Raw genomic sequence first — 23,488 nt, forward strand, 5'->3', positions numbered from 1 at the left:
ACTAGACCTTTAGACAGCACTATTACGGTATTTACCCGTGGAGATGCAGCACACGGCCTGGTAACACAATTCATAGTTTGAGCACAAAACTATGGTCCTTTTCGCCTTCCATCACGCCATCATGGAACGCTAGAGTGAGTCATGTGATTTCAGAAATGTTCACAGCGATTCCACATACGCTGCCCATACTGTCCCATCACCTCGCTACTCCTACCCTGCTCGCCGAGGACGCCCTCGACACGGTAGGGAAAACCAGCTCCAAGTGGACGCACGGAATTACCGATTGGTTCCAAAGCGACGCCGCCAAAACATGGCTGATCTTCAAACCCCTCCAGATCATTGCCATCATCATCGCCGTCCTCATCGTCAGAGGCGTGCTCAATAGGCTCATCGATAAAGGCGTGGACAAACACGCCCAAAGCTCCAACGCCAAGGCCGAGGCCCTCGCCCGAGCCAACCTCAAGGAGGGCGAGTCCCTGCCCGCCCGCGTCATCGCCGCCACCAAGGCCCAGCAGCAGCGCCGCCAGGCGCGCATGAAGACCCTCGCCGGCGTGGCCAAGTCCGCCGTCGCCGTCGTCGTCTGGGCCTTCGGCATCCTCAACATCCTCAAGGCCATCGGCATGGATGTTGGACCCCTGGTCGCCTCCGCAGGCGTCATCGGCGTCGCCCTCGGTTTTGGCGCCCAATCCCTGGTCAAGGACTTCCTGGCCGGCATCTGCATGCTCCTGGAAGACCAGTTTGGCGTCGGCGATGAGGTCAACCTGGCCACCGGCATCACCGGCACCGTCGAAGAACTCTCCCTGCGGCTGACCACCGTGCGCGACGTCGACGGCGTCCTGTGGTACGTCCGCAACGGCGAGATCCTGCGCGTGGGCAACTCCACCGACCAGTTCTCCGTGGCCCGCCTGGAGATCCCCGTGGCGCACTCCGCCGACTACGACGAAGCCGCCACCGTCATCCGGGAGGCCGCCGCCGCAGCCTGCCACGACGAGGCCATCGCCTCCTACGTCATCAACGAGCCCATCTTCAAGGGCATCTCCGACTTTGGCATTGACCACATCGTCTACCGGGTAGTCATCAACACCATCCCCGGCAAGCACTGGGACGTCAACCGCTACGTCAAGGCCCGCATCATCGCCGCCATGCGCACCAACGGCATCCCCGTGCCCTACCCCTACGGCATCGGCGGCTCCGCCCCGACCTCCACCACGGCGCTGGCCTCCGAGGAAGCCGGCGAAGGGCTAAGCTAGCCGCTTCACACCACCCCCCTACGCCCCGCCCCCAGCCCGCCGCGTCGCCGGCGCCCTGGGGCGGGGCATCTGCTTTAGCCCACCAGCAAAGAGAACCGCTCGGAGTGGTAGACGGTGCCAAAGGGGGCGTCGATACGCACCCACCGTCCAGTTGTAGAAACCCGCAGGTGACGGGGGATGTCCAACGGCGCCGCAAAACTGGGAATCAGCCCCAGGGACACGCAGGTAAAGATCATGCGCATGGGGATCGCCGCATGCACATGCCCGTCGGCGGAATCCACCTCCACCACCGTCTGGTTAAGCAAACTGGCCGGCGGGCCCAGCGGTCCGGAAAACTGGCGCGCCAACGCCTGGCCCTTATCCGCCAACTCCCGCGCGACACTCACCGGCACCTCATCGACCAGCTGAAAGCCGCCAACCGGCGGCAGCGCCCCCGGCCAGCTCGGATCCCGCGGGGCGCCCAACTGGAGGGTCATCGGCGACGGCGTCGCACTATTGAGCAAAGACAGCTGGGAATACAGCACCTGGGCGCTCACCACCGCGCCATCGCGGCCCGCACGCCCCTCCACGCGCCGCGACGCCACCACCCCAAACGGCGTGGTCACGTACACCTCCACCGAGTCCCCACGCTGGCGCAGGCGCGCCATCGCGGAAGCATCCAGCCCGCAGGCCCGGGCAACCAAGGCCTCCAAACCCGAGCCGCCACCCGTGACCCGCAGGGTCTCCTGCTCACTCATCGAGCTGCGCCGGGGCCGGGCCTGCGGTGAGCACCTTGAGCTCCTGCTGGGTAATCGCCCGCGGCGTCGACGTCTCTACATCCACCGCCACCTGCACACACCGCACCACACACGCGATGCGCCCCTGGGCATCCTTAATCTCTTGCACCGTGGTCAGCGAGGACCGCCCAATATCATCCACCCGCGTTTCCACCAGAACCTTATTCGTGGCATCCGGGATGACCGGCTTGAGATAATCCACGTCCAAATGGCGCACAAAAAAGGCGGGAACCTCCTGGCCAAATCGCCCAAACTCATCGAGCGCAAAACGCAGCCGCGCCTCCTGGGCAACCTCCACATATTGGGCATTGTTCATATGCCCAAACCGGTCAAAATCAGACCACCGCAGCGGCACCAACATGCGGTGCACCGCCGCCGAAGCGGGAATATCCACGATACGTCACTCGCCTTTCATCTTCTGGACCACCCACCAACCGCCGATAGGCGTCCCGATACTCGCCACCATAGTGACCCCTGCCACGCTAGCCGCGGACGGGCCGCTTGTCGACGCCGCGGGTGTCCTACACCCCACCAAACACCGCAACCCCGACCACAACCGCACTACACACCGCCACCACCGCGGTCACCGGAACAAACACCCGCACAAAGCGCCCGCCCCACGCCCCATACTGCATCGCCGCCAACTTCACATCAACCATCGGGCCGACCACCATAAACACCAACTGCGCCGTCGGAGAAACCAGGGTAAAAGACGCCGCAATAAACGCGTCCGCCTCAGAACACAACGCCAATACCACCGCTAACACCGCCATGAGTACACACCCACCCCACGGGGAGTCCCCCACCGCACTCAACCAGGACCCCGGAACCGCCACCTTAATAAGTGCCACGCACAATGCCCCCATGCACAAATAGCCACCGGCATTCATCAGATCATGCACTGCCACGGCGCGAAATGCTTCCCAGCGCTGCGCCACCGATAGTCGCGGCGCTGCGCTGTGATCGACTCCCGGCGCAGCACAGCACCCCGAAGCACCCGCGTCTTCCTCCCCCGGAAAGGGATTGCCGATGATCACCCACAGCCACCCCACCGCCACGGCAGCGCCCACCGAGGCCGCCAGACGCGCCCACACCATCGCCGGCTGGCCGGAAAAAGCCACCGCCGTAGAGACCAACACCACCGGATTAATCGCCGGGCTGGCCAGCATGAACGCCACCACCCCGGCAGCGGGGACTCCCCGGCGCGCCAACGTCTGCGCCACCGGAACCGCACCGCACTCACACCCCGGCAAGAAAAACCCGCCCCCCACAAACACCGGCACCGCCACAAACGGCGAGCGCGGCGTCACCCGACGAATAGCGGCCTCCGGGGCGAAGGCGCTAATCGCCCCGGACACGCAGACCCCCAACACCAAAAAGGGCAACGCCTGGAACACCACCGCGATTGCGATGGCCGCCCACGACTGGGCTAGCCCATGGAGCGGCACCACAGGACCGTGTGCCACGCCCAGCGCCACCGCCGCGACAGCCACCCCCAACCCCACGCTGGGGGCCAGCCACCACGGCGCCGCCGCGCGCCGGACTGCTGGCATACTCGGCGCGCTCATAGGTACGGCCTTTCCGGCCGCGGCACCGCCACCGCCTGCTCGACGACCACCGCGGGCACACCGCTTATCGACGCCCCCACGTCCACCGTCCCCGTAACCTCCCACCACTGATCCTCCCGGGCCTCCACCGGGGCGCCAACCAGGCGCGCACTATAGGCCAGGGCATCCGCCGCGCAGCAATAGATCTTGTACCGGTACAGCTGATCAAGCCGCCCCTCCCCAGCGGCGCTAAAACCCACCAGCCGCACCCGAACTCCATCCAATTCCTGGGCATCGCCAAAGTTGAGCCGATCCGCCAGCTCCTCCAGGCTGATCTCCACACCGGTGCCAGCAGCCTCCTCGGCGGGCAGCGGCGGGAACGCGGCCCGCGCGGAAGGATCGCCGCCGGCCCGATGCAGCCGCGCTGCCTGCCCGGCACCCTGGTGCGCCAGCGTTCCCCCGACCGACTGCGCACCCAGCATGGCCGATCCCAACGGCTCCGGCAGGCTCAGCAGCACCAACGCCACCGGCACCAGCAACAACCAGGAGGTCGCCCGCATGGGGCTCGCAGCATCGAGCACTCCCGATCCACCCCGACGCGCCGCACGCTGCGCCGCGCGCTGTTGCCGAGCCACCACGGTCAAGGACCAACCGCCCAAGCCCACCAGGAACGCCCCGGCAACACACACCCACGGGCTAAACGCCGGCTGCACATAGCGCTGCACTCGCCCAGTGACCGCAAGGGTGATCAGAATGGCGCCCAAGACCGTCAGAATGCTCGCCGCGGTGGCGTTGCCCGCACCTGTGGGATCAAGGCGATGCTGGTGGCCCGTGTGGCCTGTCGCGTGCCCGCTCACGGCTCTTCAGGTTACCGCTACGCACCTTCTGCACGCGTGATCCCTCCGGGGGGTGGCCGGCCCCAGGCCAGGATCACGCGGCGCGCCACGAACGGCCGAAGCCCCCGCCCTCAAGGTTCGGGGCGGGGGCTGGACGTTATGAGCTAGCGGGAGAGCTTTCGGTGCGTCACACGCGAGGGCTTGGCGGCCTCTGCGCCCAGGCGCTCGACCTTGTTCTTCTCATAGTCTTCGAAGTTGCCCTCGAACCAGAACCACTGGCCTTCGGCCACATTGCCTTCCCAGGCCAGGATGTGGGTACAGGTGCGGTCCAGGAACCAGCGGTCGTGGGAGATGACCACGGCACAGCCGGGGAACTTGGTCAGGGCGTTTTCCAGGGAGCCCAGGGTTTCCACGTCCAGGTCGTTGGTGGGCTCGTCAAGCAGGATCAGGTTGCCGCCCTGCTTAAGTGTCAGCGCCAGGTTGAGGCGGTTGCGCTCGCCGCCGGAGAGCACCTTGGAGGGCTTTTGCTGATCCGGCCCCTTGAACCCGAAGGCGGACAGGTAGGCGCGGGAGGGCATCTCATTTTGGCCGACCTTGATAAAGTCCAGCCCGTCCGAGACAACCTGCCAGACGGTCTGCTCCGGGTCGATGTTTTCCCGGTTCTGGTCCACGTAGGACAGCTTGACGGTCTCGCCGACCTCGACGGTGCCGGAGTCCGGCTGCTCCAGGCCCACGATGGTCTTAAACAGCGTGGTCTTACCCACGCCGTTGGGGCCGATCACGCCCACGATGCCGTTGCGCGGCAGCGTGAAGGTGAGGTCCTTGATGAGCACGCGGCCGTCAAAGCCCTTTTCAAGGTCCTTGACCTCAACGACCTTGTTGCCCAGGCGCGGCGGGGTGGGGATCTGGATTTCTTCGAAGTCGAGCTTCTGGTACTTCTCCGCCTCCGCGGCCATCTCCTCATAGCGCTCCAGGCGGGCCTTGTTCTTGGCCTGCCGGGCCTTGGCCCCGGAGCGCACCCAGGCGAGCTCGTCCTTGAGTCGCTTGCGCAGCTTGGCGTCCTTCTTGCCGGCAACCTCCAGGCGCTTGGCCTTGGTCTCCAGGTAGGTGGAGTAGTTGCCCTCGTAGGGGTAGAGCTGACCGCGGTCGACCTCACAGATCCAGCCGGCGACGTGGTCCAGGAAGTAGCGGTCGTGGGTCACGGCCAGCACGGCGCCCTTGTAGTTTTGCAGGTGGCGTTCCAGCCACTGCACGGACTCGGCGTCGAGGTGGTTGGTGGGCTCGTCAAGCAGCAGCAAGTCGGGCTCAGAAAGCAGGAGCTTGGCCAGCGCTACGCGGCGGCGCTCACCACCGGAAAGATGCGTGACGGGCTCGTCTCCGGGCGGGCAGCGCAGCGCCTCCATGGCCTGCTCGATCTTGGAGTCCACCTCCCAGGCGTCCGCGTGATCCAGCTCCTCTTGGAGCTTGCCCATTTCTTCCATGAGCTCATCGGTGTAGTTGGTGGCCATCTCCTCTGCGATGGCCTCGAAGCGCTGCTTCTTTTCAAAGATGTCGCCCAGGCCTTCTTCGACGTTCTGGCGCACCGTCTTGTCCTCATTGAGCGGCGGCTCCTGGAGCAGGATGCCCACGGTGGCGCCCGGGTCAAGGAAGGCCTCGCCGTTGGAGGGCTGGTCCAGTCCGGCCATGATCTTGAGGATCGAAGATTTTCCGGCGCCGTTAGGGCCCACCACGCCGATCTTGGCGCCCGGATAAAAGGCCATGGTGACGTTGTCCAAAATGACCTTGTCACCAACGGCCTTGCGTACGTTTTTCATCGTGTAGATGAACTCGCCCATGGTTCCCCTTGTGTCGTCGAGCTAGCAATCAATCACTACGAGGGTACCCCACGGGCCCAATACTCACGCCGCGACCGGGTCCGGCTCCGGATGAGGCTCCGGGGAGCGCGGCACCTGGGGCAGTTTATCGGCGGGTCCACCGTCAGATTCTGCCGGTGCGGGCTGGTCTTCCTCGCGCGGCGGGACCACGAATTCGTCCTTAGGGCGCGTCCACAGGTCCTTGTCTATGAACTGCTCGTCCGGCTCCAGGGCGGCATAGGCCTGGCCGGTGTCGGTGACCCAGGGGGTCACCCGGCAGCGCCGGGTGGACACGTGAACCCGGTTCATATCCACCCCCACCACGCGGGCGCGCAGCATGATCTTGGAGCGATTATCCCCCGTCTCGCGGTCCTGCCACGTGCTGGTGACCAGGTGCCCGGAGACGATGACGGGCATGCCCTTGAGCAGCGACGTCCGGCAGTTGTAGGCCAAATCCCCCCAGGCTTCCACATCGATGAACAGTTCGTCGGTCTTCTCCCATACATCGTTGGTCCCGGCACCGCGGGTGCGCCGATCCGCGGCCATGCGCAGGCGGCAGACCAGCGCCCCGGATGGGGTGCGCGTGAGCTGCGGCATGTGGGTGAGGTTGCCGGACAGACAAATTGGTGAGTTGGCCATGGTGGTTGTCCCCCTTGTGGTAGTTGGTGGCCAGGATGCGGAAGCGCGACGCGTGTAGCGCAACCACCTGCCACCTTGCCGCGGTGTGCTGCCGCGGGGCCGGGGGCGTCGATAAGCAATAGCAACCCCTGTGGACAACCCCTATTTGTCCACAGAACCGTCCTCGCCGAACTCGCGGGTGTAGTAGTCCGCGGAGTAATACGGTGCGGCGGACTCCTGCCCCGAACTCATGCGGGCGAGCATCTGGTTGTAGGCCTCCATTTCGGCATCGCCATCGTCTTCAGCCTGCTTGTCATAGGCACGCTCAGTGCGCTGATCATCCTGGCGCCACTGATAAAACAGCACGCCAAAGACCACCAGCAGCGGAAAGCCACCGGACGCCCAGGCGATGCCGCCGCCCACGCGCTGATCCGCCAGCAGGTCCGGATCCCACGGCAGCAACAAGGACTGGTAGAAGTCCTGGGCGATCACCGTGGTCAGCTGCATGAGGTACACGCCAAAGTAGAGGTGGAAAGGCATGGACAGCAACAGCCACCACAGCCGCACCGTGGGCTTGCGACGGTTGGGTACCGGGTCAGAGCCAATCATGTCCCAAAAATAGATGTAGCCGGACAGCAAGAACAGCACATTCATGCCCACATGCCCGCCGTGCTCAGAGACGAGCATCGGATAAAACGGCGTGAGATACAGCAGGTAGAAGATGGTGACAAACTGCACCGTGTTGACCCCCGGGTGGGTGAGCACCCCGATGATGCGGGACTGGCACAGCGCCTGCGTCCACTCGCGCAGGCCGGGTTGGCCGGGCGGACCAGGCTCGGTGGCCTCCATGATCAGGGTCAGCGGGTTGCCCAGCACCAGAAACACCGGGATGACCATGGTCAGGCCCATGTGCACCACCATGTGCATGGAAAACAGGGCCATCATGTTCATGCCCATGCCGGAGCTCATCATGAGCCCCAGGCTGATGCAGCCGGCCATGAACCACGCCGTACGCACCCACGGCCAGCGCTGCCCACGAGCGCGCAAGCGCAGCACCCCACGCAGGTAGCACGCCGCCATGATCACAGCCAGCGAACTAAACAGGATGTCAAAGCGCCACATCGTCCACACGTTCCAGAACGTGGGCGGCTGGTGCAGATCAAAGCCGATCTTGATAGCCATGGCAGACAGGTTCGGGTCCCGCGGCGGAGGCGGAGGCGTGCGCCCCATGGTGATGGCAACGCCCGTCACCGCCGCCATGACCAGCACCTCGACCACCGCAACCCGGTAGAACGGGCGCGGATTTCCCGGCTCTCGCTCCAGCTGTGGGATGGTCCACTGCCGGTGCACAAAACCCAGCAGCGCCAACACCACCACGCCCACCGTCTTGGCCACGATGATGCGCCCATAGGTGGTGGTCAGCCAGTCCTGCCACTCGATCCTGATCACCGCATTAATTAGGCCACTAGCCGCCATGACCACCACGCACACCAGCGCCAACGCCGAGTAGCGCCGCACCGCCACCGCCATGCCCGGGCCCAGCCGCCGGCAATGCGCGATCAAGGCGATCAGCCCACCGATCCACAACACCAGGAAGATGACATGCCACAGGTACGAGTTGGTGCCGTAATCATGGTCGCCACCCGCCGCCGAGTGGCCCTGCATCCCCAGCGGCACCACCGCAAGAAGCGAACCCAACAGCAACACCGGCTGGCCCGCCCACCGCCGCGAGACCAAACCCCCCACGCCCGTCACCGCCGCGATCATGGCCACCCACATCCACGCCAGCGCCGCCGGCACCTGATCCAGCGCCAGCGCCCACGCGCTCGGCTGGAGAGTACCGGACAACGGGGTGCCGGAGACGTCGGAAAGCGTCAGCGGGATAAGCACCGTGGCACAGCCCGCCAACACTAACGACGCCCACGCGCCCGTCCGCCCCGCCACGTGCCCATCCACCGTCAGCGGCGCATCACGCAACGACACCTCGCTACCGTCGCCCACCCGCGGAGAGATGAGGAACCCCGCCGCCAGGAAAGACCCAGCCGCCACCGAAGCAGCAATCCACGCCGCCGCGCGCACAAACGGCAAGCCCGCCGTAGTCAACGGACCCGGATCCGGGATACCCAACGCCGCCAGGGACGCCGACAAAAACCCCCACGAAATGCTCGCCGCGACCACCCCGGCAACCACACCGAACACCGCATACAGCCACCAGCTGCCGTGCGCCCTGCGGGTGGTAGTGCTCGTCTTGGTGCCTGCACCGACGCTTATCGACGCCCCCCGCTCACCCCGCGCACGCTCCTCACCGCCGGAACGCCCTGCGGACACAGCCTCACCCACTTCACCCGGAGTTTTCATGACCACAACCCTACTGCTGACGCCCCCGCTCACCCATACGGGTAGGCACGACAACGGTCATGCGGGCCCACCCTATGGGCCCCACCCCATACACCGGGTACCGCGCTTAGGGCACGTTATAGGCAAACGCCGTCAATGCGCTAAAGTTCTTCCCTGGCAGGTGGTTACACGCCAGGCAACCGTGGTTGACTGGCTGCGCGCCTCGGGCATCACCCGCGGGCGTGCTCCTTGTGACCGCTGCCAAGCCCCCATAGCTCAGTGGATTAGAGCATCCGGTTTCTACCCGGCTGGTCGCGGGTTCGAGTCCTGCTGGGGGCGCTTTTTCTTGCGGTGGGTGAGGTGTGGGTTGGGATGACCCCCGATTGATTCTGAACTGCTCCCCCTTAGTTGGACTGCGAAAACAGACATCCACTATAGGGAGCAGTTCATGAGAGCACGAAGCACACTTACCGAGCATCAACAAGCGCACTTAGTCAAGCTGTTCGAACAAGGAGTTGGGCATTCGGCAGCAACTACCAGGCTGGGTGTTGGAAGATCCGCTGTCAAAACGCTTCATCATCGATGGCTGCTCCATGGCTAGCTATCCCTCGTGGATAAGCCAACCAAGCCGCCCAATGCCTTCGAGTGCCTCGCCCCCGGAGCGACCCGGCGGTTGGGTCCACCGACGCACGGCACGGTCTCCGGTTTTCTTCACCCGAACTCCCCGCACCCGCCGGTAGTCGACACCGGGGCGACCCCCGATCCGTGGTGGGAGCGCGGCGACATTGAGGGGGATCACCCCTCGAGTCGCCCGGCGTGCAAACTGGGACGCTTTCCCTTCAGCGGACCGGGACGCAGCGCGCCTTGCTCTACCAGCCGCCAATTCACAGCGGCTCGCCGCACGGGGTGATCATGCTTTTCGACGATCACACGTGGTTGCACCGGCTCCGCCTGGCCGAGGTGCTCAACAAGGCGATCGCCACAGGCGAGCTTCCACCGGTAGCGGTGGGGCTTGCCACCAAATCAGTAGCCAACAGGAAGTACCCCCTCAGCGCCAACGCTGTTTTCTTACGCGATATTGCCGGTAGCGTGCTGCCCTGGTCGCGGCGGGAATTCGGGGCGGAGCGCGGCACAGGGCGGGTATGGGTTAGGCCACCTCGATCATAGCGGACCAATCCCCTGGGAGGGCTGGCAGCGGCCTACGCGGCGGCGGTGACCCCCGGGGTATTCGACCACATCATCGCGCAATCGCCTGCCACCTGGTTCCAACCCGGAAGTAGCGGCGTGCACGTCGGCGTCGACGGGCAGCTCATCGCCCACGCCCGGGCTTTCATCTCGAGATCGACATACAGGAGCGGCTCTCGGCCGCGCGGGTGCACATGCTCGACGGGGCCCTCGGCTGGCCGCGGGAGAGCAGCGGCCTGCGGCTCACCATTCCCGGCGGCGGGCACGACTGGGCGAGCTGGCGGGTGAGGCCCACCGAGCATCTACACCGTTGCCTGCTGCCAGGTGGCGCGTCCGAGTCGTGCACCGACGGCGACGCCCGCGAGGATGAGCGCGCTAATCGTCACAGCCGCGGCCGCCGGACTGATCGCTAATGCCGCAGCCACCACGGCCACGCCCCAGGCGGAGGCCAGGCCGCGGTGGATCATGAGCATCGAGGTGGCCTCGTCAGTGTCGTCCTCGCCCATCCCGTAGAACGCGGCCGTTTGGGCGAGCAGCACCCCCTGTGAGAGGCACATCGAAAACGCTGCCATGGCCAGCATGGAAACCCACAACGGCCCACCGATCGAGAGAGTCAGCACGGCGACCACCACCGCGCACGCCGCCACCGCTCCGGCGGCCGCGACGTTCCACGCCCCCAGGCGGGAGGCCAGGGCGGCAACGCATTGGCCGCCAACGAGCAGCCCCACGGTCTCCGGGAACATGAGCAGGCCGATCTGCTGCGGAGTGGAACCGTATGCGGCCGCGTTGAGCGGCACCACGAAGAGGAACCCGGCCAGTCCGGCCGAGGCCAGCGCGATGAACCAGCTCGCCGGGCCGAAGGCAGGGGCACGCCACATGGTGACATCCACGTCGCCGGTGGCCAGCGCTCTGCGCCCGGCAACCACGCCGACGACGGCGAGCGCGCACCCAGCCACCAGGTGGGCGAGGCGTAGGGACTGACCGGGGTTGATCCCGGCGACGAAGAGCGGACCGGCGGAGACCACCGCGGCGCAAGCCACGCAGCCGGTGAGCAGTCCGGCCCAACCCCGCTCCAGTTTGTTCACCGGCTGCGGGTGGAGCACGAACATCGCGGCAGCCGCGGTACAGAGGACAACGGGGATGATTACGGCGAACACCCAGCGCCAGCCCACGTGCCCCGCGATAAACCCGCCGGCCACCGGGCCAAGCATCGGCGCGATGGTCAGCGGCACCAGCGTGATCTGCGCGATGCGCAGGCGTTGCGCGCCGGTGGCCCCGCGGTAGACCATCGCCAGGCCCACCGGCACGAGCACCCCGGAGGCCACGCCCTGGACCACCCTTCCCGCTACCAGCCAGCCGAGGCTCTGCGCGCTGGCGGAAAGGGCGAGCCCGGCGGTAAAGCCACCCAGGCACCACACGAACACCCGCTGGGCACTGAAGGTGGACGCGCAGCGCCCGGCAGCGGGTAATACCACCGCCGAGGCGATGAGGAATGCCCACTCCACGGCGCTCAAGGCCACCCCGTGCACGCCGAAGTCCTCGGCTATCAGCGGCAGCGCCGGGTTTATCACGGTGGAGTCAAAGCCGTTGGCCGCCATGGCCAGCAAATACACGATGATCTTGCCCATCGCCTAGCCTCGCTCCCCCGCCGCGCGCGCGTTCTCGAGGATGGCCTGGGCGACCACCGCGCCAATGGCGGCGATGGGCCCGGGGCGCGTCATCTCCCGGTGCGTGCAGTCCACGTCGATGATGCGCATGGGCTTGTCCAGGTAGGCGTCCCACTCGTGTGGGTCATGATCTGGGCCGATCCCGGCGCGCGCAGCGCGGAAGAAGTACACCTCGCCGCCGTAGCTTTCGTGCGCGTATTCGCGCAGGATGCGGGCGGTGTTGCGGTAGGTGGCCACGATCGCGCGAAGCGTAGCGATGTCCAACCCAGCCATCGGCGAGTGACGGCGGGTAAGGATGCCCGCCATGGCTTCGAAGGTGGGTTCCTCCCCACCAAATTCGTCGTCGTCGAGGCCGGCCATGGCGAGCACCGCGGACAGGGCGTCCTCCAGCGGCGGCTCTTCAACCCCAGCCTCAGCCTCGGAGGGGTAGGCATCGAGCAGCGCAACCACGCCCGCTTCCTTCCCGAGCCGGGCCGCCATGACGTGGGCCACCATGCCGCCCAACGACCAGCCCACGATGTGGTACGGGCCCGTGGGGGCGACGGACTTGATCTGGGCGATGTAATCATCGGCTATCTCGGCCAGCGAGCCCGGCTGGTCATCCGGGTTCAACACTCCGCGTGCTTGCAGGCCCCACACCGGTAACTCGTCTGGCAGCTGCCGCGGGAGCCCCGAGTAACACCAGGACAGGCCCCCAGCCGGGTGGATCGCCACGACCACGCCGAGGTCGGTTGCTGGACAGCGGCGCAGTGGCAGGAGCACCTGCAGATCCACCGCGACGGAGACCTCCCCGCCCAAGGCTTGGGCGAGTAGCTCCGGAGTGGGGTTCGCCATCACGGTCCCCACCCGCAGCTCATGGCCGGTGAGCTCGCCGATCAACCCGGTGAGCCCCACGGCGAGCAGCGAGTGGCCGCCGAGGTCGAAGAAGGAATCCTCGGCAGAGACGGACTCCAGGCCCAGCACCTCGGTGAAGGCCTCGGCGATAGCGGACTCGAGCGGCCCCTCAGGGGCGCGGCCAGCAGAGGCCTTGATGTCCGGGGCGGGCAGCGCCGCGGTGTCAAGCTTACCGTTGACGGTCAGCGGCACCTCGGGGATCGCCACCACCGCACCCGGGGCCATCTGCACGGGTAAGGCATCGGCGATGGCGTGGCGCAGGGCGATCGGGTCGGCGGTGGCTGGGTCGGGGCCCACGACGTAGGCCACGATGCGCTCGTCGAGCACGCGCGCGTGAGCCCAGCGGACCTCGTCGACCGCCGCCACGGCGGCCAATTCCACCTCGCCGAGTTCGATGCGGAAGCCGCGCAGCTGGACCTGCCGGTCGCTGCGCCCGCGGAATTCCAGGACGTGGTCACGGCGGCGACGCACCGCGAGATCCCCCGAGCGGTACATGCGCCCGGCTGTCACCCCGGTTCCATCAGGCACGAAGCGTTGGGCGCTGAGCTCCTCGCGGCCCAGGTACCCCGCGGCGAGACCAGCGCCTGACACGTGGATCTCGCCCACCACTCCCTCGGGGACCGGGTGTCCATAGGCGTCGAGCAAGTACAGACCGAGGTCCGAGATGGGCTCGCCCACGGCGCTACCGCCCGCGGCCAACAGCGCAGCATCGAGAAGCTGATAAGTGACGTGCACCGTGGTCTCGGTGATGCCGTACATGTTGACCACCTCCGGGCTACCGGCGGGGTGGATACCGAACCAAGCGCTCACCACGTTGGGGTCCATGGCCTCGCCGCCGAGGATCACCGTACGCAGGCTCAGCGCCGAAGGGCTTTCCGCCTCGGCCAAGGTGAGCTGAGCGAAAGCCGAAGGGGTGAGGTTGAGCACCGTGACGCCCTGGTCAGCAAGCAACCCGGCAAACTCCTGCGGAGAACGCGCGGTATCAGCGCCGACCAGCACGAGCCGCCCGCCATAGAGTAGGGCCCCGTAGAGCTCCCACACCGCGAAGTCGAATGCGAAGGAGTGGAAGGCCGTCCACACGTCGTGCTGCCCGAAATTGAAATGCTCCTCGGTGGCGGCAAACAGACGCGGCACGTTGGACTGCGGGATCACCACGCCTTTGGGACGACCGGTGGAACCCGAGGTAAAGATCACGTACGCCGGGTCCTCCTCGGTCGGTACGGTCCGCGGCGCGGGGCAGTGTGCTGCTCCGGGGGCGGGCGCGTCGGCGCGGAAGCCGACTCCCACGTCACGGCCGTCAAGATCGACAAATGACACAGGAGCTCGCTCCGCCTCTGCCGATCCGCGGTCCCCCACGATCGCATCGACGAGCCCGGAGTGGGCGGCGAGGACTCTGCGGGAGCCGATGACCATAGCCGCGACGTCCGCGTCGTCAAATGTGGAGCGCAGGCGGGCCGTCGGGTAAGCCGGGTCGAGCGGGACGTAGCAGGCCCCGGCGCGCACGACACCGATGATCGCGCGAACCTGGGCATAGCCGCGCTCAGCGAGCACCGCTACGCGGTCCCCGGCACCGATGCCCCGGGCGTTGAGCGCGGCCGCGAGCCCAGCAGTGTCGGCGTCCAGCTGGCGGTAGGTGTACTGCGCGCCGGCCCCGGTGGCGTCCGTGATGGCCACGCGATCCGGGTAGCTCACCAGGGCTCGCTCCACGGCGGCGTGCAGGGTGCCGACGCCCGGGAAGTCAGCGCGGGGCGCCGTGACGGCGGTGCGCTCCCCAGGGGCACCCAGGGGGTGCGTCCCGATGCGCGCTGACGGATTCTCGGCGGCGCGCTCGAGGATCCCGCTCAGCCAGTCGGCGAAGGTGCTCACTGTCTCCGCGCGCCAGAGGTCGCTGGCGTACTCGAAGCGCAGGGCGATGGTCGCATCGGCGCAGTGGATGATCTCCACGGTGAGGTCGAACTTGGCGGTACCGGTGCCGCACACGCGGGCGATCACTGGGCGGCCGAGGCCCAGGTCGATCTGGAGATCGGGGGCGTCCTGGGAGACGAGCAGAACCTGGAAAAGCGGGTGCACGCCCTGGGTGCGCTGGGGGCCGACCGCGGCGACGACGTCGTCGAGACAGTTATGCGCGTGATTGAGCCACTCCCCGCGGGTGCGGGCGATGACCTCGGCGAAGGTGGGGTTGCCCTCCAGACTCGTGCGGGTGACGACCGTGGTTGCGAGGCAGGCGACTGCGGAGCCATCTACGCGGTTGGCGTAGACCGTGCCGATGGGGATGTCCTCGCCGCCGCCGCAACGGTGCAACAAGGTGGCCAGCGCGGCGTGGATGACGGCGAAGGGGGTGGACCCGGTGCGGCGGGCCAGCCCCACAACGGCGGCGCTGGCCTCGCCGCCGAGGTCAAGCACGTATTCCCCGCCGCGCCCGTCCCGGGTGGCAGGCCGCGGGTAGTCGCACGGCAGCGTGATCTCCGTGGGCAGCCCTGCGAGGTACTCGCGCCAGAAATCAAGGTCCGTGCCAGTCGTCGGCGCCGGGGCTGGCAGGGGGTCGGCGCCGCCCAATGCGGGGAACGCTTCCCCGGCGGCGGATGGGCCTGTAGCGGCGTAGGCGCGCGCGAAGGTGTCCAGCACGCGTGGGAGCGCGCCACCGTCGATGGCAGTGTGGTGGAAGGTGAGCACCGTGGCGCCCCGCCCCTCGTAGTGGGCGCGCACGGGTAGCTCGGAGGTGACGTCGATGGGCGCCGGGTCGGCGAAGTCGGTGATCCGCACCGCGTCGTTTATCTCCGCGGCGGAGAACTCGCGGACGGTGGGCGTGCCGTCGTCGGCCGCGGGCAGGCAGCGGCGTAGCACACGGTGAGCAGCGATCGTCGCGGACAGCGCTGGACGGAGGCGCTCAATGGGCAGGTGGCAGTCGAGGACCACCGGGATGTTGTAGGTGTGGCTCGGCCCGTGAAGCTGCTCGACGAGCCACAGCGAGCGGGCCGAGTCGGTGATCTCCACCCCACGCGCGCGGGTCGCCCCTGTGGATCCAACGGATGCGATGGGCTCACCGTAGTAAATGGTCTCGGTCTTCTCGATCAGCTCCGCCAGTTCCGCCACGGTGGGATTGTCGAGGATGTCCTTGAGCCCCGGGGCACCAGGCAGGGTGGTGCCGAGGGAGACGGCGGCGAGCGAGTGGCCGCCGAGCGCGAAGAAATCGGCCCCCGGGTCATCCGGCGGGGTGTCCAAGCCCAGGACCTGCGCGAAGCCGAGCGCCACGTGGCGCTCGGCCGGGGTGAGCGGCCGCGCCGAGCTGCGCGCCGCGCCGCCGGCCATGGGCGCGGGGAGCCGCGCGGAGTCCACCTTCCCGCGTTCGGTCAGCGGCAGAGCGGCGATGGGGACGATGACGCTAGGGACGAAGGCAGCGGGGAGCTCGGAGCGCAGCCGGTTGCGGGCCGCCACCGCGTCAAAGGCCGCGTGGTTGTCGGTGACGGCGTAGCCCACCAACCGCTCGCCGGCCCCGTCGTCACGGATGATCGCGGCGGCGTTTGTCACCCCGGGCAGGCGGGTGAGCGCGGCCTCGACTTCGGCGGGCTCGATGCGTACGCCGCGCAGGGATAGCTGGGAGTCGGTGCGCCCGATGTACGTCAATGCGCCGGAGGCATCGGCACGCACGAGGTCGCCGGTGCGGTACCAGCCGCCGGCGAAAGCCTCAGCGGTGGCGGCGGGTTGGCCGAGGTAGCCGGTTGCCAGGGACGAGCCGCGGACGTGCAACTCCCCAGGCACCCCGGCGGGCAGGGCGCGCCCGTAACGGTCGGCCACTCGACCCTCCTGGCCGGGCAAGACCCGGCCGATCGAGGGCGCGGGGTATTCCGCGACCCACGCCAGCGTGGTATCCACGGTGTTCTCGGTGGGACCGTAGGCGTTGGCGGCGGTAAGGGGCAGATCGCGCAGGGTATCCCACAGCCCCTGGGGGCAGCTGTCACCACCCACGTACGCGCCGCGCAGCGCGGGCAGGGCGCCGCCGGCCAGTACGCGCTCAAGCACCGCCGGGGAGATGTCCACGAACTCTGTTTCCCGCGCAGCAAGAAAGGCCCGCAACTCTGTGGGGGTAGCGATCGTATCTTCGGCGGCGATGTCCAGTGGGCAGCCCAGCAGGTACATGGCCAAGGGGCTGAAGGAGGAATCGAAACTGCACGGGTGCACGTGGGCCACCCGCGGGCGACCGAGAGGGCGCAGGTGCACGTCGCGGACCGTGGAGATGTAATTGGCGATCGCCGATCGCGGGATCACCACGCCTTTGGGCTTCCCCGTTGAGCCGGAGGTGAAAAGCACGTAGGCGGGCGCCTCAGTGGGAACCGCGGCCGGGACCCTGGAGGTGAGAACTTCATGATTTTCGTCGATCGTGGCGAGGAACGCCTCGTCAATCATCGCGGCCGGGTCCGCCTGAGCGAGCACCTCCGCGCGGCGCGCTGCAGGCCACGCCGCGTCGACGGGGACGAACGCCGCGCCCACCCGCCACACGGCGAGCGGGGCAAGGACGGACCAGGTACCGCGGGGCAGCGCGATGGCCACGCGGTCCCCCACGCCCACGCCGACCCGCTCGAGCGCGGCGCTAAGCCTGTCCACCCGTTCGCCTGCCTGCCGCGGATCCAGCCGGGCGTCGGGCCCGGCCAACCATTCCCCCGCACCCGCCAGCGCGCACACATCCCCAAGGTCCGCCGGCCGCAGTACGGGGCCGCCGTAAAGTTCCACCCCGCCGAGGGCCAGGCGGTCTAGGCCGTCTGCGGGTTCTTCAGGTTCGCCGATGTCGCGCGCCTCCGCGGCCACGAGCCCCTCCCACGCGTGGGCAAAGATGGTGGCCCACCCGCGGCGGGTTTCCTCCTCGACGAGCCCCTCGGGGGTGAGCAGCGTGGCGGCGTACCCACCGCCAGCCGCGGGGCGCACGTCCACCACCGCGCCATCGGTGGGGCCGTCGTGCAGCGGGGCCGCCTTCGCCGTGGCCTCCCCCAGCCGATACGAGTGATTGAAGGGCACGAGATTCACCGCCACGTCCACGAGCGCCTCGTGGGAGGCGAGGCCCGCCTGGGCTCGGATGCTCTCGTGGCGCACCGCCTGCCGGGCAGAGGCCTGCGTCCACGCGACCTTGGCTTGGGCGGCCAGGTCCGCGAGGCCCTTCCCTGCAACGGGGGTCGCGTCGACGACCACCGGGGTGAGGTTTTGAGTGGTGGCTGCCACCGTCGGGCGCAGCGAGCCCTGCCGATTCATCACGTGCATTCCCACCACGGCGGCGCGGCGCTGCCGACCGGTCGCGCTGCTGAGCACTGCGGCTGCGGCGATCAGCAGCGCGGGGTCGGGAACCGCGATCCGCGCGGGGATGGGCATGGAGTCGGAGCGCACGGCCCCGCCCACGAGCAGAGGTTCGGCAGGCGGCGGGACGTCCCGCGGGCCTGGCTGCGCCTCGGGACCGTCGGCAATCGCCTTAAGGTAGGCGGCAACGTCTCCCTCACTCGGCTGCGCGTCGAGGGGGTACTCGGCCGGATCAGCCCCGCCTATCAGCGCTCTGTACACCCGCGCGATGTTCGCGGCGATGAGGCTGAAGGCGTAGCCATCCAGGCCCAGGTGGTGGGCCCGCAGCAGCCAGCGGTAGGATTCCGCTCCGGAGCGCTCCACGATCGCGTGGGACACACACCCCGCGTACGGATCAGCGGGAGTCGCCAGTACCGCCTCGACGTCAACGGAATCCACAACGCGCACCTGAGGCGGCGGTGCGTCGAAAAGCTGACGCGGCGGATTCGCCCCCACCAGGCGCAGGCGCGTGGCCGGGGTCACCGCCAGCACGTGCTGGGCGGCGTGCACGAACGCCTCCTCGTCAAGCGCGCCGGTGATCGTGGTGATCTCGGCGACGGCGTACGAGGTTGCGTCGTCATACATCTGCTCCGAAAGCCAGATTCCCTCCTGAGCGACGGAGAGCGGATACCCCACTCCGGCACCGGACGCGGGCACCTCCTCCTTATCCGGGGCGGATCTCGGCGGGAACTCGGGCGTGCTGGGGCGGGTGTCCAACGGTTTCTTCATGAACTTTCGATATTCCTGTGGCGTCGGCATAGTCTGCGCCGTGCTATGGACGCAACGGAGGCGGCCGTGTGAGGGGGAATCTCACGCAGCCGCCTTCGGAGGGGCGGTGCTGCTCAGGGGTGGTACGGTGCGGGTTCTTGAACCGCAGCGCGGAGTCCTACTTGCTGAAGGTCTTCTCGATGGAGTCGAGGAACATCAACGCGGAGTAGTAGTCCAGGCGGAAAGTCTCCCCGGGGGTGGAGTAGATCTTGCCGCTCTTGGCCTGCTCAGAGGAGGTGATAGCCGGGTTCTTCTCGATCTGCTCGCGCACGGCCGGGTCGGCGCCCACAGCGATCCAGATGCCGCCCGGCAGGCCCTTCTGCAGGTTCTCGTTGGACAGCTCGACGATGTCGCCGCGCTTGCCCATTGTCTCGGAGCCCTTGACCTCCTCGGGAATCTGGGCGATCGTGAAGCCGAGCTCCTTGAGGATCTGGGTCTGCGGAGCCTCCTGCGTCAGCGCCGCGGCACCGGATCCATCACCGAATACCATCACCGGGGAGACTTCCTCGTCCGGTACCGTGATCTTGCCCTTGACCTCCTTGAGGCGGTCCTCAAACTTCTTCACGGCCTCCTCGTGAGCCTTCTCGGTGCCGGTGGCCACGGCGATCATCTCGGAGACCTCGGTCCAGTCGGCGTCAGAGTAGTCCACCACCACGACCGGCGCGACCTTGCGTAGCTCCTCGACATGGTCAAACACGGAGTCACCCGAGGTCTTCGCAACGACGATCAGGTCGGGGTTGTAGTCCACGACTTTTTCGATCTTTGGCTCCTGGTTTTCCCAGAGCTTTTCCACCTTGGCCTTCTTGGCGGCCTCGGACCACTGGCTGAAGAAGCCCTGGTCGTCTGAGAACTCCGGAGAGTTCGCCATGGTGGCGCCGGAGGCCACGACTGGGGCACCCAGGGAGAGCAAGGTGCCCGTCAGCGTGGTGGCAGTAGAGACGATGCGCTCGGGCTTCTTCTCCAGGGTGACCTCGCCGTCATCGGTCGCAACCGTGCGCGGCCAGGTACCCTCCTTGGCCTTGTCGGAGTCCTTGGAATCGGACTCCTTATCCTTTTCTTTGGCCGTGGTTGCAGCAGCTGTTGCCGCGGGAGAATCGCCCTTCGCGGAATCGGAGGTGGCATCGCCAGAGCCGCAAGCGGCCAGGGTGGCGCCCAGGCCAAAGGCGAGGGCAGCCGCGTTGATGCGATGGCGGATGGAGAGGGTCATGCGTGTGCCTTTCTTCAAATAAGCGAGCGATGGTGAGGGGAATCAGCTCCGCCATAAGGGGGTTAGCTCCCTTCGGCGGCCCACCGCCTTTAACCGACGGGTAGGGTTCCGGAACGCAGGGTGCGCCCGCGGGGGATGACCAGGGGGGATCCGGTGACCGGATCGGGCATCACCAGGGCGTCCAGACCGAAAACCTCGCGCATCGTCGCCTCGGTGATCACCTCCTCCGGGGTGCCGGAGGCCAGGATCTCCCCCGACTTCATGGCGATCAGGTGCGTGCCAAAGCGCGCGGCCTGGTTGAGGTCATGGAGCACAGCCACGACGGTGCGCCCCTGGGCGGTGTAGAGATCCTTGCACAGCTCCAGCAGTTCCATCTGATGGGCCAGGTCAAGGAAGGTGGTGGGCTCATCGAGAAGCACCGTCTCAGTGTCCTGGGCTAGCACCATGGCCAGCCAGACGCGTTGACGCTGCCCCCCGGAGAGCTCATCGATGCCGGCGTCCGCCAGGTCGGTGACCCGAGTCAACTCCATGGCCCGGATCACCGCCTCATGGTCCGCCTTCGACCATTGGTTGAAAATACCCTGGTGGGGCGAGCGGCCCCGGGCCACCAGGTCGCGCACGATCATGCGCTCGGGCACCACGGCCGCCTGCGGCAGCAGCCCGAGCCGCCGGGCGAGCTGGCGGGTTTTCGTGCGGTGCACGTCCTTCCCGTCGAGCAGCACCGACCCGCCGAGGGGCGCCTGGATGCGCGCGATGGTGCGCAGCAGCGTGGACTTGCCGCACGCGTTCGGCCCGATGATCACCGTGAACCCGTGCGCGGGGATGTCCACCGTCACAGAGTCGGAGATAGCTTTCTCCCCGTAGCCGGTGGACAGCTCCTCGGCGCGGATGCGCGTGCTTCCGGCGAGGGGCTTGCTGCTTGTCGACGCCACCCTGAATTGCTTGGTACCCATAGTTCTAGATCTCCGCCTTTCGGGTTTGGTACACCAAAAGCCCCATGAAGTAGATGCCGCCGAGCCCGGCGGTGACGGTGCCCACCGGCAGGCCCTCGAAGAGGGTCTGGCTGATCGCGTCCGCGACGAGCAGCATGACCGCGCCCATCGCCCCAGAGGCCACGAGCGGCACGGTAGGTGCGCCGGTAATCAGCCGGGTGATGTGCGGGGCGGCCAGGGCGATAAACGCGATCGGACCTGCGGCCACGGTGGCCAACGCCACTGCGGCGGTGGCGAGGACGACGAGCAGCCCCTGGGTGCGGCCGACGGAGGTGCCGAGGCCGATAGCGATCTCCGGGCCGAGCGCGAGCGTGCTCATCGCCCGCGAGCAGGCCATCAGCGCAACGACGATGACCAGCGTACCGAGGGTGGCGTAGCGGGCCATGGACCACTCGGCGCCTTCCAGCGAGCCTGTCACGGCGCGCAGCCCGCCGTAGGCCTCGAGCTTATGGGCGCGCAACATGAGGTAGCGGTTGACGGAACCGAGCATGGCGGCAATCGCGATGCCGGCGAGTACGAGTCGGTTGCCGGAGAACCCGCCACCGGTGGTTAGCGCGAAGATAATCGCGCCGGTGGCCACCCCGCCGATAAGCGCCGCAGTGGACACGGAAACCAGGGAGCCGGGGAAGACCATGACAGCGAGCAGGATGCCGGTCTGGGCACCGGTGGAAAAGCCGATGATATCGGGGCTGCACAGGGGGTTGCGGGTGATGGTTTGGAACACTGCCCCGGACACGCCCAGGCACACGCCGACCGCGGCGCCGATGACGATGCGCGGCACCCGCCACTCCACCACGACGAGCCGGGCGCTGCGGGTACCTTGACCGCGCAGGACCTCTAAGACCTGCGGGTAGCCCACGCTGCTCGAGCCGTTGCCCAGCGTGTACACGCCAGCGGCCAAACAAGCGGCCACGAGCACGCCAAGCACCCAGAGCACACGGCGGTCAAGCAGCACTGAAAAGCGCCCGAGGGCCACCCGCCAGGTTCCCGGCGGCGTCGGCACGCTGGCTTCGCGCCCGTCGGGGTGGGCCTTGCGCGCGGGGGCTTCTTGCTTGTCGACGCCGCCTGGCAGATTTGTGGCCTGGTTGATGCTCATTTCCGGGCCCTCCGCATCGCGTAGACCATGTACAGCAAGACGGGCGCGCCGACGAACGCGGTGAGCAGACCTACAGCGATCTCGGCCGGCCGGGCGATGACCCGACCGAGGATATCGGCGCTGAGCACCACGCACGGCCCGATGAACGCGGAGAACAGCACGATCCATCCGCGGTGCGGGCCCATGACGAAGGCGGCGAACAGCGGGACCATGAGCCCCACGAATCCAATAGGCCCCGCGATCGCGGTGGCGGAAGCACACAGCAGCGTCAGCGCGACCAGCGAAAGCGTGCGCACGCGCACGACGTTGGTTCCCAGCGCGGCGGCGACGTCGTCGCCGAGCGCGATATTGGTTAGCCCCCCGGCACAGCCGGCCACGATGGTTAGCCCAAGCACAACCGGGATAATGACCACCCATAGCGGCATGTCCAGCCGGGTCAGGGCCCCAACATCCCAGTAGCGGAAGGCGTCAAAGGCCATTGGCTTGCTCATGAGCAGCCCGGCGATGAATCCGCCGGCCGCTGCGGAAATCGCCGCCCCAGCGAGCACCAGGCGCACCGGGGACGCGCCCCGCCCACTACTCGTGCCCACGATGTAGACCGCCACTGTGGCCAGGCAGGCGCCGACGGCGGCAAGGATGAGCTGCTCGGCGGGGCCCGTAAGCCCGAAAAACGCCGCGCCCACAACGATGGCCAAAGACGCCCCGGAGTTCACTCCGAGCAGCCCCGGGTCCGCCAGGGGGTTGCTAGTGATAGCCTGCATCACCGCGCCGGCCACGGCCAGGGCCACCCCGACAACAAGCCCCACGGCGGTGCGGGTGGCCCGCAGGCCGTTGACGCTGTAGCTCTCCCCTGTGCCGTCCGGATGGCGCAAGAGTTGCCATACCTGCCCAGCGGGGATATCCGAGGACCCGATGAGGAAGGATCCAACGACGCACGCGGCGAGCAGGATCACCGCCCCGATCGTCCACCCCAGGCGGGCAGAAGGTCTCATGTACGCTCCCTGGACAGCTGTGGTTGGATGGGCTCGACAAAGCGAAAGCTAACGCGCACCTAAGTTAGCACCGGCTGAACTCTCATTGCGAACGCCGGGGGTAGGAAAAGTTCAACCCCGCCCACCTACGCACTGACAATCTTCCAGA

14 protein-coding genes and 1 tRNA gene are annotated in these 23,488 nt (G+C 67.4%); 2 read left to right on the forward strand and 13 right to left on the reverse strand.

What is annotated here, in order from left to right:
- Positions 1–155: 155 nt before the first annotated feature.
- Complete coding sequence (locus tag LH390_RS08915; protein WP_227281647.1) at positions 156–1,250, forward strand: mechanosensitive ion channel family protein; 1,095 nt, start codon at positions 156–158, stop codon at positions 1,248–1,250.
- Positions 1,251–1,324: 74 nt separating this feature from the next.
- On the opposite strand, the gene LH390_RS08920 is transcribed toward LH390_RS08915, so the two are convergent.
- The 7 genes from LH390_RS08920 to LH390_RS08950 form a co-directional block, all read right to left on the reverse strand.
- Positions 1,325–1,987, reverse strand: coding sequence for a DUF8185 domain-containing protein (locus tag LH390_RS08920; protein WP_227281646.1), 663 nt, complete (start codon positions 1,985–1,987; stop codon positions 1,325–1,327).
- Positions 1,980–2,387 (reverse strand): acyl-CoA thioesterase, encoded by a 408-nt coding sequence (locus tag LH390_RS08925; protein ID WP_227282714.1) that lies wholly within the window; start codon positions 2,385–2,387, stop codon positions 1,980–1,982. Before LH390_RS08925 ends, LH390_RS08920 begins: the two co-directional genes overlap by 8 nt.
- Positions 2,388–2,547: 160 nt before the next feature.
- On the reverse strand, positions 2,548–3,579 hold the full coding sequence (locus LH390_RS08930) for a permease (RefSeq protein ID WP_311516882.1): 1,032 nt from the start codon (positions 3,577–3,579) through the stop codon (positions 2,548–2,550).
- An 11-nt stretch (positions 3,580–3,590) separates the two neighbouring features.
- Complete coding sequence (locus LH390_RS08935) at positions 3,591–4,430, reverse strand: TIGR03943 family putative permease subunit (RefSeq protein WP_227281644.1); 840 nt, start codon at positions 4,428–4,430, stop codon at positions 3,591–3,593.
- Between the two features lie 143 nt (positions 4,431–4,573).
- Positions 4,574–6,244 carry an energy-dependent translational throttle protein EttA gene (gene ettA, locus LH390_RS08940; RefSeq protein WP_227281643.1) on the reverse strand — a complete coding sequence of 557 codons (1,671 nt, stop codon included), beginning with the start codon at positions 6,242–6,244 and terminating at the stop codon, positions 4,574–4,576.
- 63 nt (positions 6,245–6,307) lie between these two features.
- Positions 6,308–6,901 carry a single-stranded DNA-binding protein gene (locus LH390_RS08945; protein WP_227281642.1) on the reverse strand — a complete coding sequence of 198 codons (594 nt, stop codon included), beginning with the start codon at positions 6,899–6,901 and terminating at the stop codon, positions 6,308–6,310.
- A gap of 141 nt (positions 6,902–7,042) precedes the next feature.
- Entirely contained in the window at positions 7,043–9,238 is a 2,196-nt protein-coding gene (locus LH390_RS08950; RefSeq protein ID WP_227281641.1) for a bifunctional copper resistance protein CopD/cytochrome c oxidase assembly protein, read from the reverse strand.
- 244 nt (positions 9,239–9,482) lie between these two features.
- On the opposite strand from LH390_RS08950, the gene LH390_RS08955 reads away from it, so the two are divergent.
- Positions 9,483–9,556, forward strand: a tRNA-Arg gene (locus LH390_RS08955).
- 1,148 nt (positions 9,557–10,704) lie between these two features.
- On the opposite strand, the gene LH390_RS08960 is transcribed toward LH390_RS08955, so the two are convergent.
- From LH390_RS08960 to LH390_RS08985, 6 genes are all read right to left on the reverse strand, one after another.
- Positions 10,705–12,030, reverse strand: coding sequence for an MFS transporter (locus LH390_RS08960; protein ID WP_227281640.1), 1,326 nt, complete (start codon positions 12,028–12,030; stop codon positions 10,705–10,707).
- 3 nt (positions 12,031–12,033) lie between these two features.
- A complete protein-coding gene (locus tag LH390_RS08965; RefSeq protein ID WP_227324269.1) occupies positions 12,034–19,014 on the reverse strand; it encodes an amino acid adenylation domain-containing protein in 6,981 nt (2,326 codons plus the stop codon).
- Positions 19,015–19,171: 157 nt separating this feature from the next.
- On the reverse strand, positions 19,172–20,260 hold the full coding sequence (gene fepB, locus LH390_RS08970) for a Fe2+-enterobactin ABC transporter substrate-binding protein (RefSeq protein ID WP_227281638.1): 1,089 nt from the start codon (positions 20,258–20,260) through the stop codon (positions 19,172–19,174).
- Between the two features lie 89 nt (positions 20,261–20,349).
- Complete coding sequence (locus LH390_RS08975) at positions 20,350–21,213, reverse strand: ABC transporter ATP-binding protein (RefSeq protein WP_227281637.1); 864 nt, start codon at positions 21,211–21,213, stop codon at positions 20,350–20,352.
- 4 nt (positions 21,214–21,217) lie between these two features.
- The gene (locus LH390_RS08980; protein ID WP_227281636.1) at positions 21,218–22,348 is read right to left on the reverse strand and encodes a FecCD family ABC transporter permease; all 1,131 of its coding nucleotides are present in this window, start codon (positions 22,346–22,348) and stop codon (positions 21,218–21,220) included.
- A complete protein-coding gene (locus tag LH390_RS08985) occupies positions 22,345–23,340 on the reverse strand; it encodes a FecCD family ABC transporter permease (protein ID WP_227281635.1) in 996 nt (331 codons plus the stop codon). The genes LH390_RS08980 and LH390_RS08985 overlap by 4 nt, the downstream gene beginning before the upstream one ends.
- Between the last annotated feature and the right edge of the window lie 148 nt (positions 23,341–23,488).

It is taken from the genome of Corynebacterium uberis (assembly GCF_020616335.1).
In the GTDB taxonomy this organism is placed as follows: domain Bacteria; phylum Actinomycetota; class Actinomycetes; order Mycobacteriales; family Mycobacteriaceae; genus Corynebacterium; species Corynebacterium uberis.

Coding starts and splice junctions, on each gene's coding strand:
- LH390_RS08915 (WP_227281647.1), top strand. CDS start 156: ATGTTCACAGCGATTCCACATACGCTGCCCATACTGTCCCATCACCTC.
- LH390_RS08920 (WP_227281646.1), bottom strand. CDS start 1,987: ATGAGTGAGCAGGAGACCCTGCGGGTCACGGGTGGCGGCTCGGGTTTG.
- LH390_RS08925 (WP_227282714.1), bottom strand. CDS start 2,387: ATGTTGGTGCCGCTGCGGTGGTCTGATTTTGACCGGTTTGGGCATATG.
- LH390_RS08930 (WP_311516882.1), bottom strand. CDS start 3,579: ATGCCAGCAGTCCGGCGCGCGGCGGCGCCGTGGTGGCTGGCCCCCAGC.
- ettA (WP_227281643.1), bottom strand. CDS start 6,244: ATGGGCGAGTTCATCTACACGATGAAAAACGTACGCAAGGCCGTTGGT.
- LH390_RS08945 (WP_227281642.1), bottom strand. CDS start 6,901: ATGGCCAACTCACCAATTTGTCTGTCCGGCAACCTCACCCACATGCCG.
- LH390_RS08950 (WP_227281641.1), bottom strand. CDS start 9,238: ATGAAAACTCCGGGTGAAGTGGGTGAGGCTGTGTCCGCAGGGCGTTCC.
- LH390_RS08960 (WP_227281640.1), bottom strand. CDS start 12,030: ATGGGCAAGATCATCGTGTATTTGCTGGCCATGGCGGCCAACGGCTTT.
- LH390_RS08965 (WP_227324269.1), bottom strand. CDS start 19,014: ATGAAGAAACCGTTGGACACCCGCCCCAGCACGCCCGAGTTCCCGCCG.
- fepB (WP_227281638.1), bottom strand. CDS start 20,260: ATGACCCTCTCCATCCGCCATCGCATCAACGCGGCTGCCCTCGCCTTT.
- LH390_RS08975 (WP_227281637.1), bottom strand. CDS start 21,213: ATGGGTACCAAGCAATTCAGGGTGGCGTCGACAAGCAGCAAGCCCCTC.
- LH390_RS08980 (WP_227281636.1), bottom strand. CDS start 22,348: ATGAGCATCAACCAGGCCACAAATCTGCCAGGCGGCGTCGACAAGCAA.
- LH390_RS08985 (WP_227281635.1), bottom strand. CDS start 23,340: ATGAGACCTTCTGCCCGCCTGGGGTGGACGATCGGGGCGGTGATCCTG.